This is a genomic window from Sphingobacterium sp. LRF_L2, assembly GCF_965644235.1.
Lineage (GTDB): Bacteria > Bacteroidota > Bacteroidia > Sphingobacteriales > Sphingobacteriaceae > Sphingobacterium.
This window is the reverse complement of record NZ_CBFFRI010000006.1, coordinates 100,354-113,199: the sequence shown is the minus strand read 5'-3', so window position 1 is coordinate 113,199 and position 12,846 is coordinate 100,354. Positions and strand designations below refer to the sequence as shown.

9 protein-coding genes are annotated in these 12,846 nt (G+C 41.0%); 4 read left to right on the top strand and 5 right to left on the bottom strand.

The window, feature by feature from the left end; genetic code table 11:
- Nucleotides 1–55: 55 nt before the first annotated feature.
- The 3 genes from ACSZOX_RS13350 to ACSZOX_RS13340 all read right to left on the bottom strand — a co-directional run bounded on the left by ACSZOX_RS13350 (nt 56) and on the right by ACSZOX_RS13340 (nt 5,136).
- Nucleotides 56–2,518, bottom strand: a complete 2,463-nt coding sequence (locus tag ACSZOX_RS13350) for a glutaminase domain-containing protein (RefSeq protein WP_437920518.1) — start codon at nt 2,516–2,518, stop codon at nt 56–58.
- A gap of 120 nt (nt 2,519–2,638) precedes the next feature.
- On the bottom strand, nt 2,639–3,715 hold the full coding sequence (locus ACSZOX_RS13345; protein WP_437920517.1) for a glycoside hydrolase family 76 protein: 1,077 nt from the start codon (nt 3,713–3,715) through the stop codon (nt 2,639–2,641).
- 173 nt (nt 3,716–3,888) lie between these two features.
- A complete protein-coding gene (locus tag ACSZOX_RS13340) occupies nt 3,889–5,136 on the bottom strand; it encodes a 3-deoxy-D-manno-octulosonic acid transferase (RefSeq protein ID WP_437920516.1) in 1,248 nt (415 codons plus the stop codon).
- 59 nt (nt 5,137–5,195) lie between these two features.
- Between ACSZOX_RS13340 and ACSZOX_RS13335 the strand changes: the two genes are divergently transcribed.
- Together ACSZOX_RS13335 and galE are read left to right on the top strand one after the other, a co-directional pair.
- Complete coding sequence (locus ACSZOX_RS13335; RefSeq protein WP_437920515.1) at nt 5,196–6,188, top strand: UDP-glucuronic acid decarboxylase family protein; 993 nt, start codon at nt 5,196–5,198, stop codon at nt 6,186–6,188.
- Entirely contained in the window at nt 6,188–7,216 is a 1,029-nt protein-coding gene (galE, locus tag ACSZOX_RS13330) for a UDP-glucose 4-epimerase GalE (RefSeq protein WP_437920514.1), read from the top strand. The genes ACSZOX_RS13335 and galE overlap by 1 nt, the downstream gene beginning before the upstream one ends.
- A 152-nt stretch (nt 7,217–7,368) precedes the next feature.
- On the opposite strand, the gene ACSZOX_RS13325 is transcribed toward galE, so the two are convergent.
- Complete coding sequence (locus tag ACSZOX_RS13325; protein ID WP_437920513.1) at nt 7,369–7,812, bottom strand: DUF983 domain-containing protein; 444 nt, start codon at nt 7,810–7,812, stop codon at nt 7,369–7,371.
- Between the two features lie 77 nt (nt 7,813–7,889).
- Nucleotides 7,890–8,762, bottom strand: coding sequence for a helix-turn-helix domain-containing protein (locus ACSZOX_RS13320; protein WP_437920512.1), 873 nt, complete (start codon nt 8,760–8,762; stop codon nt 7,890–7,892).
- A 176-nt stretch (nt 8,763–8,938) separates the two neighbouring features.
- Here ACSZOX_RS13320 and ACSZOX_RS13315 point away from each other — a divergent pair, with 176 nt between their 5' ends.
- Together ACSZOX_RS13315 and ACSZOX_RS13310 are read left to right on the top strand one after the other, a co-directional pair.
- A complete protein-coding gene (locus ACSZOX_RS13315) occupies nt 8,939–9,484 on the top strand; it encodes a hypothetical protein (RefSeq protein ID WP_437920511.1) in 546 nt (181 codons plus the stop codon).
- A 158-nt stretch (nt 9,485–9,642) separates the two neighbouring features.
- Nucleotides 9,643–12,807: a hypothetical protein gene (locus ACSZOX_RS13310; protein ID WP_437920510.1), complete on the top strand. Its 3,165-nt coding sequence runs from the start codon at nt 9,643–9,645 to the stop codon at nt 12,805–12,807.
- Nucleotides 12,808–12,846: the final 39 nt, after the last annotated feature.

Genomic DNA, 12,846 nt, shown 5'->3' with positions numbered 1-12,846 from the left:
GGTCAAAAGAAGAGGCTTATCATCTAGATAGCCTCTTGCTTTTATATTGTAATTCTTAATTGGTTTTGTATTTATCTTCCAACATTTTAATAAAGTATCCACCCACTACCGCTCGGGCTTTAAAACCACGTCGTTCAGGCTTATCCGTAAAAATCCAATCTGACATTGGCACACGATTTACCGTTTCATTCATAAAGGCATGTACAGGATTCACGAATGCTTCAAAAGTTTTTTGGTCGTTGGCCAAAGTGGCTGTCCAAAGAATCCAATCCGATTTTGTGTAGGTTTCACGGCTATCCAATGGCAATCCATATTTATTCTGTTTACCAAGATAGTATTGAATCTCCTTTTCAAATATTTGACGGTCAAAAATATCCATCCCTAACAATTTATCCCAGACCAGATTGTATTTTTGACTCCACGTATTCGCCTTATCAAAAGTTAAACGGTAATGGTCCCCATCATTCGCCATTTTTTCCCATTTTGTAGCCATTTCTTTTGCCGTCTTAAGATATTTTTCAGCCACTTGATCTCGACCTAACATTTGCGCTAAATAACCATAAGAGGCGATCCCCAAAATAGCTTTAACAGAAAGATTCGCGTTATGGGCAAAATGTCCAGCGAAATCATCCGTGCATAATTGGTTTTCCGGATCCAACCCGTTTTCCACCAAATAATCAGCCCAAGTCGTTAATACATTCCAATGCTGCTGTGCATAAGCCGCATTACCTTCGGTACGTGCAATAGCATAGGCCAAAATAAGCATATTTCCACTTTCCTCGACCGGCATATCCCCGCCATAGGTCTGCCCATTTGCTATGGGATAAGTGCCTACATCATGTGCGGCGAAAGGTTTTGGCCATTTTCCGGATTCAGAATAGTAAAAAATAAAATTCATCAATGCTTTTGCCAATTCGGGATTATAATATAAGAATAAAGGCGCAGAAGGATATGTGATATCAACAGTTCCAATAGATCCATTGCTATCGTTTTCCTTCGATAAGAGCAACAGCTCTCCATTTGGAGATTCGATCAGCTTATGAGCCGCAATAGATTGACGATAAGCTAAGGCACACAGTTCTGCATAGGAGCGACCATAAGCGCTGTACTGCTGCATAAATATCTGATCAAACTGCCCTACCCTACTGCTGATCGTTTCATATTCGTTGAATGCTTTCTTAAATTGTCCTTCTATAGTTTGTTTACCATCGCGATTCCAATACGGGCGTATATTTTCTTTAAAGTATTGTATAGCGAATACATCGTCATAACCGATTGCGATTTTCCCTTTCCAGACGCCTGATATTTTTCCTTTTTGTGTCAATGCAAGCTGTGTACCGTTGGTCAGGGGTAAATTTGCCGACTTTCCTGTTACGAATGTTTGACGCAATAGACCAGAAGTTCCGACTTGTGCCGTCGTATTACCTTCTTCAGCAGCCATATAAAAATACCCCCAATCGTTCCGCACATGATCTCCTTTTCTCCCCAACATATTTTGAGCTTTACTACCTGTTTTCACATAAAGAATTCCGTCTTTTTCATACGTCTCGCTGGTTGATTCTTGCGAAGGAAGATTCAATGCCCAGTGAGGTGCCGCTTCAAAATAAATCTCTACATCTTGCGGTTTCGACGACGTCACCTCATAGTTTAGGTAATTAATAGGACGTGCCAACAGTGCCAAATCGTCCAAAAACAACGGCGCTGTAAAACTTAGTTTCAGCTGCACATCACCACATTCGAAGCGATAAATGGTTTGCATAGGCTGCACATCAGCGGAAAGTTGCTTAGCCTCTTTTTCGAAGTATTTTTTTTCTTGACTTTCCACTTGCAGACTAAAGTCGAGATAAGCATTTCCTCCCCGGTTATAACAATAGGCAGCAATCACATTCTTCCCCTTCTTCAATGATTTCTGAACCTCCTTGCTGAGCTTCACACGTCTGTTCTTTCCTGTAGCCTGTCCCGTAGAAACCACCTTAATACCATTTACAAAAAATTCGGCATCATCATCATGTCCATATTCTAAATAGAGCGTACGATTCGCATAGCTCTCAGACAACTCAACATCCCGACGTACCCAGATTTTATCGGTCGTCCAGTTGGTCTTACTATGCGGTTCATTTTCCACCGTCCCAAAAACGCCGTTTCCCGTCTGCCATTTGCTATCGTCGAAGTTTAGACGATTCCAATTTTCGGGTGGAGCTATCGTCGTGTATCGGGCAGGCCAAGGCTGATCTTCCCCATTCGGGACAATAGGTAACGTAGTGAGCTCTTCCACACCCATAAAACGATACAGGGTTTTACCGACTTTCAATACGCCTATCAACGGTAAGTTTCGATGGTCCGACCAATGCGCGACAGAGGTTTCATAAAGATTATTTGCAGGAGACCATGCGCTCATATTCGGGTCTATCGTAATCAAGGGATACGCTGGTGCACGCAAACTGTTCTGCTGCCCTTGCCCAAAGGAAGTGCTCCAACTTAGGACTACAGCAGATAAAGCCAGTACAATGTTTTTCATATGTAGATAATTATTTATGAGTGTTAGATTTCATTGGAATAGATGAGCTCGTTTCACTCGGTTTGTTTTTTAAAGGTCTTGTAGCATGTATATCGAGATGAACGATACAGAGGTATTGCCTTATCTTTTTTCTTCATCTAAAATCTGAAACAAAGCGACCGCCGAACTTGCATCATAAACTTCAGTCTTACTATCCGGTATCGCATTAAAATCCTTTCCCATAATCCCCTCACTATTCCGGTTCTTCCACGCCAAATGTGCATTTTTCTCCAACCATTTTCTATACACATCGTTCTTGTCGTGGGGCAACAACATCGTCATGTACTCGGCAAATATAGCCGTATAAATACCTTGCTCAATTCCCGTTTTATAAGGGAGTACGCCGTTTCTATCGCACATTTCATCCTTCACGTAGTTCGCACACCGTATGGCATCATCTAGAAAAGACTGTTCATGCAATTGCTCATAAAGCAGCACAGCAGCACCTATACAAGTTGCTTGATTGTACAGATTGACCGTCCAGTTCGTAGCCTGTCCTGGCACTTGATGGTCACCGACTTTACCGGATTTCTGATCGAATAGATTATTCCTTGACCAGGAATAAATCGCCTTTGCTTTATCTAAATAAGCTTCATCTTTTGTCGCTTCATACAACAGTAACGCTGCTACCACCGTAGGGTAATTAATACAAGCAGTCTTACCCCGCTGATCGCTCTTCCATCCCCAGAACATTCCTCCATGTTGCACATCAAATGCTCCTTTATCAGCTACTTTTGGACTCCCATTCCATACCCGATCAAACCCAAGAATAGACTGGGCTAAGTAATTTTTGTCATCCGTCAGCAGATAGGCTCTCGCCAGCGAAATCACCCACCATTGGATATCATCATAGATAAACCAAACATCCGTATTGTTCCAATTGAATCCATCATATTGCCTATAATTTCCATCGTACACAGACTTCAAAAGAGCAGCGGACTCCTTGTCTGGCGTATTTTTATAAGCCCGCATCAAAACGTCCCAATAAATAGCTTGTGTCCAAATGGCTGCGACTTTATCCGACTGCGGATAGACCATATAGATCTGCCTTTGGGGATGAAGATACTGCGCATTAAAAGCTTTCAGAATTTCTCCAGCATCCTGTCCAGACAAATAGGTCGCATTGCAAAACAGCAACAAAAAAAATAACTTACGCATAACGGGCCTACTATTGATTGGCTCAAATGTAAAATTTAAAATAATATTTCATTTAAGAAGAAGGCCAGAAAGGCTCATTTTGAACAGATTATGCTATTTTTTGACTAAAAAATGCAATAAGCTAATACGAATTAGCAATGAAATAATAAAACAAGAAGATGTTCCCTTATAATTTAGGATAGTAACTGTTGAGCTTCCAGATACTTCATGACAATTTGCGTAGCCCCAGCCTTTTCCTGCACATACGCGCGTGCATTAACGCTGGACGTACTGTATTTTTGCGGATCTGTTAATGCATGCAATACGGCACGAAATTCCTGAACATTTCCTACGCTAAACCCTGCTCCTATCTCGATCAGATCCTTGGCTTCTTGAAATTTCGCATATTTCGGTCCGAACAGCACCGGAATTCCATAGGTTGCAGCCTCAAGCGTATTATGTATACCAACGCCAAATCCACCACCAACATAAGCCATCTTTCCATATCCATATAAAGAGGAAAGCATACCAATGTTATCAATAATCAGTAGCTTAGCATCGGCTATCAGCTCGTCAGCGTATGTAGAAAATCGAGAAAAGAAAAGTGCATCAGGGAAACGTTGCTGTATGTTTGTAAGATGCTGTTCGTCGATTTCGTGAGGCGCAAGAATAACCTTCCAGTTCGGCGATTGCATCCGCCATTGTTCAAAAAGCTGCTCGTCTTCCGGCCAAGTACTCCCTCCGATCAGAACCTCTTGCGTCTGTCCTATAAAGCGTTCGACTTCCGTTATCGTGCGTCGTTGTTTTACTAAGGCTGCCACGCGATCAAAACGGGTGTCGCCCGCTAATCCAGCCTGCTTAATATGTATAGCTTTCAGCCAATATACAGAATCGATGTTTTGCGTAAAAAAGAAGGAGACATCTTTTAATATACGACGGAAGAAACCGCCATACCATTTAAAAAAAATCTGTTCTTCACGAAAAATAGCCGACACAAGGAATAAAGGAGTACCGCGACGCTTCAACTCACGGAAGTAATGATACCAATATTCATACTTCGTAAAAACCGCAAATTTAGGCTGCACAAGTGCTAAAAATTTCTTCGCATTTCGTGCGGTATCCACGGGCAGATAAAACACATAATCAGCCAATGCTGTATTTTTGCGTATTTCGTAACCTGAGGGAGAAAAGAAAGTGATCAGTATTTTTTCTTGCGGATATTTCTTTCGGATCTGTTCCATAACGGAACGCCCCTGCTCAAATTCGCCTAGGGATGCAAAATGAAACCAAATGGGTTTTATATCCTTTTCCAATGCTTGTGCTATCTTCTCAAAAATACCACTACGCCCCCGCACCCAAAGTCTCGCTTTCGTATGGAAAGGAGATAAAAGTCGCAAAATCAAGACATAAAAGCCAATTCCTAAGTCGTATAACAAACGCATATTGAGAAAATATCCTTATATTCGTCAAAGATATTAAACTTTATCCATTCCAAGCCTTTGTGAACACAGAAGAACAGAAACGAATACTTATTACCGGAGCAGCCGGATTTCTTGGATCTCATCTCTGCGATCGCTTTATTTTAGAAGGTTTCCATGTTATTGGAATGGACAATTTGATTACCGGCGATCTTCGTAATATATCCCATCTCTTTAAATTACCGAATTTCGAATTTTATCAACACGACGTTTCTAAATTTGTCCACGTGCCTGGCAGACTGGATTATGTGCTGCACTTCGCCTCACCTGCCAGCCCAATAGACTATCTACGCATTCCAATACAAACGTTGAAAGTCGGTTCTCTAGGTACTCATAATCTATTGGGATTAGCAAAAAGCAAGTCTGCCCGGATATTGGTTGCCTCTACGTCAGAAGTATACGGTGATCCTTTAGTATCTCCACAGTCGGAAGAATATTGGGGAAATGTAAATCCTGTAGGTCCACGCGGGGTATATGACGAAGCCAAACGTTTTCAAGAAGCCATCACCATGGCTTACCACAATTTTCACGGTTTGGAGACCAGAATTGTTCGTATTTTTAATACATATGGACCCAGAATGCGTCTGAATGATGGAAGAGCACTGCCCACTTTCATTGCCCAAGCATTAGAAGGAGAGAACCTGACGGTCTTTGGAGATGGTACGCAAACGCGATCATTTTGTTATGTCTCGGATCAAATTGAAGGGATTTACCGCTTACTGCTCTCCGACTACAGCCTTCCAATGAATATTGGCAATCCGGATGAGATGACCATGAACGACATGGCAAAAGAAATTATTGCGCTTACGGGCAATGCTTCCACAGTCATCTATGAAAAGCTTCCCGTAGACGATCCCAAACAACGTCGTCCCGATATTGAAAAAGCAAAACGCCTACTTGACTGGACGCCGAAAATCAATCGGCAGGAAGGGCTTCAACGCACTATCGATTATTACCGATCACTGCCAGCAGAAGAATTAAAACAAAAAGATTTCACATATTATAATCAACGATAATGAGCAAAATATTAGTTACCGGTGGAACGGGATACATTGGGTCGCACACGGTAGTAGAGTTACATCATGCAGGTTATACGCCTATCATCATTGACAACCTGTCAAATTCCAATCTTCAGATTTTAGATCAAATTGAGAAAATTATCGGCGTTAAACCGGAGTTTCACCAATTCGATCTATGTGACGAAGCGAAGGTTCTTGAATTTGTTAAGAACAACACAGACATTCAAGGAATTATCCATTTTGCGGCTTCCAAGGCTGTCGGCGAATCCGTAGAAAAGCCCCTGAAGTATTACCGTAACAATATGTTCTCGCTGATCAATTTGCTACAAGCTTATCAAGGGAAAAAAATTGACTTTGTGTTTTCATCCAGCTGTACGGTCTATGGTGAACCTGATGTACTACCTGTTACAGAAGCTGCACCGGTCAAAAAAGCAACCTCACCCTACGGAAACACCAAACAAATTGCCGAGGAAATCTTAGCTGAAACAGCAGAAGCGAATGCCAACTATCAAGTTATTGCTCTTCGCTATTTTAATCCCGTTGGAGCACATGAATCTGCATTAATTGGCGAGCTTCCACTTGGTGTTCCACAGAATTTACTGCCCTTCATTACACAAACTGCTATTGGAAAACGCGAGAAATTAACCGTATTTGGTGGAGACTATGATACCGTTGACGGTTCTTGTGTACGCGATTACATCCACGTTGTCGATTTAGCAAAAGCACATGTAGCGGCTATTCGGCTTTTAGAAAAAGGTAATCCAAATGGCAAATATGACGTGTTCAACATCGGAACAGGTAAAGGTTATTCTGTGTTAGAAGCCATTGCAGCGTTCGAGAAAGCTTCTGGCCAAAAGCTCAATTATAGCGTAGGACCTCGTCGAGAAGGTGATGTTGTTCAGGTTTGGGGCGATGTCAACAAGTCTGCCTCAGGATTAGGATGGCAAGCTAGTCTCGGCATAGACGATATGATGTCTTCTGCCTGGGCTTGGGAAAAATATTTAAGTGAAAATCCGATTGGATAGCAGCTGTATCATTTTAAAGCTTATCCATATGCTATGGATAAGCTTTAAAATGATACAGTTTATATTCTAAATCCTTTCTTACGATTTTAGAAAAGACGAACAAGTAACAGCAATCTCCCTTTTAAGAATGCAACAGTTCGATCCCTGCTTTACTAAGACTCCACCCCTATTTCTGCCTTTTGGCTTTCCTCGTATTGATCGCTATAATATTTGGGATTGAAGCTTAAATTAGGAGTCAACCAATACATTTGTATCACTCTTGAGTATCTAAAATTAAAACCTGCCAGTAGAAGTGCAACGGCACAACAAGCAATGAGATACACCCAGGGAGATTCAGACTGTCCCGACAAAACATACGTTGCAATACAGACGGTGATAAACTCCGCCACATTCAATGCATAACTCACAAACATCGATACGTAGAAAAACCCAGGTTCCATTTCAAACTTAAATTTACAATGTGGACAGGTTTTATACATTTTTTGACTCAAACGTAGCAAACTGCCTTGAAACATATTTCCTGTTCTACAGCGCGGACATTTACACGCTCTTGCTGACTGGAATTTACTGATCGTCAATGTTCTACTATTTTCCATTTTTCTCTTCCTTTTGTATCAAAGTGTATTTTTTATTATTGCCAAAAACTATCTCGACCGTTGGTGCTGCCAAAGAATCAAGGCTGTTTTTTTAAATCTGTATTTTTCCGAAACTCCTCTGGTGTTTGTCCTTCTAGTTTTTTGAAAAATTTGGTGAAGTAAGAATTGTCATTAAAATTGAGCTCATAGGCAATATCCGCTACCGCATAATCCTGAATAACCAAGAGCCGTTTCGCTTCCAGCAGCACCCTTTTCCGAATGAGTTCTCCTGCTGATACTCCCAACGCTTCTTTACAGAGGGCATTTAAGTGATTTGGGGTTATGTACAGCAAAGCCGCATATTCCTTCGGTAATCTGAGCTTTCGGTAATGAGCTTCTATCAACGTCAAAAAATTCCGCAACAACGTATGATTATACAAAGTCCCCTTATCGAAAGACCGTGGGTCTCGTTGCTTCTCCAGTACATGAAAAAGGTAAAGCAACGAAATTTTGGCGAATTCCAAATCACGCTGATTTTGCTGCAAACGAGAGAAAATTGTTAGAACAGCAGTTCGTTCCTCTTCCTTCACGACAAAGACCTCATCCTTGACCAATCCAGAAAAGAAAGAGAATGCATGCATATATTCAGGGCGAACAAGCAAATTCTTGAAAAGATCCTGATCAAAATTGACAACATAACCGTCGACATCGCCCTCGAAATCCCAGGTGTGAATCTGTCCAGGTGACATAAAATAAATCTGCCAAGGCTCTACCTGAAATGTTTCAAAATCAATACTGTGTTTTCCTTGCCCTTGTGTAAATAGTAGAAAATGGTAAAAATTATGGCGATGGGGGAAAATGAGATTTTTATTACGTGCCAAGTACCCCGCCAAATCTTCGACCATGATATCCCCTTGATGAAGACTATTCGAAACCGTACATTGCTCTATTATAGGTATTCTCGAAGCCATACACAAAGATAAGGCTATATTCCCACGCACAATGGTATAATTCAGCGAATTTATGGTATTTTTTACTGATAGAGGTTAGGTAAGAAAAGTTTTTACGATGGCTCCCAGTTTCCTAACTTTACACTAATTTTATTTATGTTGCCTTAGGGTAAAAATTACGTCTAATAAGTTAGCATATGTCTTTACATAAACAACCCGACTTAAAGGATGCTATTTTGCATCTTCCTCAAAAAGAAAAAGATAAACTGCTTGTCCGCCTAATCGGCAAAGATAAGATGCTTATGAAGCAGCTTCATTTTCAATTGTTGGAAGACAAAAGCGATCTGGAAGAACGTATAGAGAAACTAAAACAACAGTTGGAAGAACTTTTTTCGGAGACGAGGATTACGATAAAAAATGTGCCTATGTATAGTCACTACAAAGGTCTACACGCTTTACTTCGGCAAGCAAGTGGCATAATCAACGAACATGAAAAAGTAACGAAAGACAAATACAGTGAGATTGAGGGCCGTTTGTATATTCTCCAAGAAGCCTTCGCCCGGTATCCTCGTCTTTTCGAAGGTTCAGCAATACATACGGCACTTAAATTGCGTGATTATGTCAAATCCCGCATAAAGACCACAACGAATAAATTTGATAGGCTGCACGAAGATCTGCAATTCGATCTAAATACCCCCATGCAGCAGATCTTGGATTTTGCCACCGATTACGATCTATATTGATCTATTTTTGAGACCTCGATGCACAGAAGCGTTGCCACGAAGGCTTAAGGCCATTGTCAGCAAAGCACTACAGCTTAGCTTTATTAACGTTCATTTACAATAATAATTCGCAACTTTGTACTTGATAATAATCTGTATCTGTGTCATCAAAAAAAATCATGTCTCTTGCCAGACGCCTCGCCATTACATTAGCCGGCCTTGTTGGCTTTGTGCTGTTAGCACTAGTTCTTATTCCTCTATTTTTTAAAGAGGAAATCAATAAAACCGTAAAGGAACTCATTAACAAAAACATCCAAGGACAGGTCGACTATTCGACAATTAACCTGAGCTTTTTTCGACATTTCCCCTCGTTGACTGCCGCTCTTGAAGATGTGCATGTCAAAGGATCCGCACCTTTTCAAGATAGCACACTCCTTCAAGCAAAAGCAATCAGTGTAGGGATAGACCTGCTTTCTTTACTGCAGTCTAAAGTAGTTCTCGACAAATTTATTATTTCTGATGGTCATATCCATGTAATGGTAGATTCTACCGGTGCAGCAAACTACAATATATACGCTAGTGAAACCGACGGGTCTACGAAATCTGAAGATTCTTCTTCCGATAGCCAGATGAAATTTCGCTTAATTAAATTGGAGAATATTGATCTCCTCTATCAGGATGCTTCCATTCCTTTGGAAATTTCGGCGCAGGATTTTGATTACGAAGGCCGTGGAGACTTATCTACAGGGCTGTTTGACCTACAGACAAACGCACAGATTGCTTCTTTTTCATTCAACTTCGATGGGGAACAATATATTGATAAGAAAAGTATCGCGGCGAACTTACTGACCCAGGTAAACACCAATGATCTCTCCTTTATTTTCCAGCGTAACGACATAAAGATAAACAAACTACCTGTTCAATTCAAAGGAGCCTTCGCATTTCTGTCGAACGGATATCATTTGGATTTCAAGTTAAAATCCCAGGAAAGTACCTTAAGCGAACTCTTGTCGCTGGTTCCAGCAAATTATGCCGAATGGTTGAAGGATACCAAAGTACAAGGTACTTCCGAAGTTTTTATGAATTTGGTCGGCGATTATATTGTCGAACAGAACGAAATGCCAGATCTTTCGCTAGGCATTATTATCAACAATGGTTATCTAGCATACCAAGATGCCAAAGTTCCTTTATCAGATTGGAATGCAAAACTTCGTGTAGATCTTCCCCAACTAAATCTTGACTCCCTCAACGTCGATCTCAAACAATTTGATTTTAAAGTTGCAGATGGATTCTTCAAAGGGGCAGGACAAATACGAGGTATGGATCCACTCACCATTCATTCCACTGTCAGCAGTCACATCGACTTAGGCAGCTTGTACAAAGCTGTCCAATGGCCATCTTTCAGCTTCGCGGGTACCTTAGAATTGGAAGGAAAAATTGATGGAACATATGCCACAGACACGCTTACTTATGGCATAAGAAATAAGAAAAAAGTTTATGTTTCTTCCATACCGACATTTTCGATCAACAATACCCTACGCAATGGCTATCTAAAATTAAGTGACTTGCCCGCCGCAATTGACAACATCTCCTACACGTTAGCCGCAGAAGGAAAAGACGGTCAGCTTAAAACAGCACAGATTGCTTTAACGGAATTGGACATACGTGCGCTAAATAACTTTATCAAGGGACATGCTATCGTTAAAGATTTCGAACATCTGGACGTAGACGCTAACGTAAACGCCCGTATTGACCTGAGCGACATCAAAAAAATATATCCAGTTGATAGCATTGAAATTGCTGGAAATATACTCGTAGACATCGTATCAAAAGGGCGGATGAACCTTAAGCAACATCGAATTCCGGCAACACAAGCGACGATCCACATGCAAGATGGGTATTTCAAATCGTTGTCACACCCTATTCCAGTGGAACAAATTGCGGTAGAAACGAATATAAGTAGTCCTAAAGGCACATTAAAAGATCTTCATATCAAGATCCTCCCCATATCTTTCCGCTTAGCGGGTGAGCCTTTTTCTTTGCATGCTGATCTGGCAAATTTTGATAATGTAAAGTATGCGATCACTTCCAAAGGAAAACTGAATTTAGGTCCTTTGTATCAGCTATTCGCTACGGACGGACTATCCGTAAACGGCTATGTGCAAACGGACTTGAATCTTGCCGGCTTGCAAAGTGATGCTATTCGAGGTAACTATAATAGACTGCGGAACCGCGGTTATATCGATATTGGCAACATCAATGTGGAAACGGAATTGTTCCCCTTACCGATAGAAATTAAAAGTGGTCACTTTTCTTTTGAACAAGAGAAATTGAAATTTGATCGTTTTCTAGCAAAATATGGCAAAAATCAACTCCAGGTACAAGGCTTCATCGATAACATCGTCAATTATCTTACACTGGACAGCGATGTCCTCAGGGGGGAGTTTAACCTAAAAAGTCCATCCCTCCGTATTGATGATTTTATGGCGTTCAGCAGCGGTACTGGCAGTCCTAGCAGTACCAACAATAGTTCGGGAGTTGTACTGCTACCAACAAACTTGGATATACAGGTAAAGGGAGTCGTTGACCACGTGTATTATGATCAGGAGAAACTACAAAACTTCCGAGGAAACTTAAAACTAACGAAAGGAACCCTTCAAATAACCGATACCGGTTTTGAACTGGCAGGTTTAAAAACCAACATGAATATTGCTTATCAACCACTTCATCTACGAAAGGCAAAATTCGATTTTGAGGTCAAAGCCGATAGTTTCGATATCCAACGGGCCTACAAAGAAATACCGCTATTCCAACAAATGGTTAGCTCCGCAAAAAATGCCCAGGGTATCGTATCGTTAAACTATCAGCTTGGAGGATTACTCAATGATCAGATGTCGCCGATCATGCCTTCGATTCAAGGTAAGGGCGTACTGACCCTGGAGCAAATCAAATTCTACAATTTCAAATTATTGAACAGCATCAGTAGTGCGACCTCGAAAGATAGCTTTCTGGATTCCGATGTTAAAAAGGTGAACATCAAGACATCGATCAAGAATAATGTGATGACAATCGAACGAACGAAAATGAAGATGGCCGGCTTCAGACCCCGCTTTGAAGGACAGGTTACATTGGATGGGCAAATGAATCTAGGTTTCCGTTTGGGGTTACCGCCTTTCGGGATTTTCGGTATTCCCATGCGTATTACAGGAACCAGTGAGCATTACAAAATCAAATTGGGTAAATATAAAGAAGAAGACTTGGATACCGATATGGATGAAGATGACAAAGCCGCTTATGAGGCTACGCTCGTCCCAGACAGCACTACTGTAGAAAAGAACGAATAAAAAAGTTCCCTGATTGTCAGGGAACTTTTTTATTGCAAT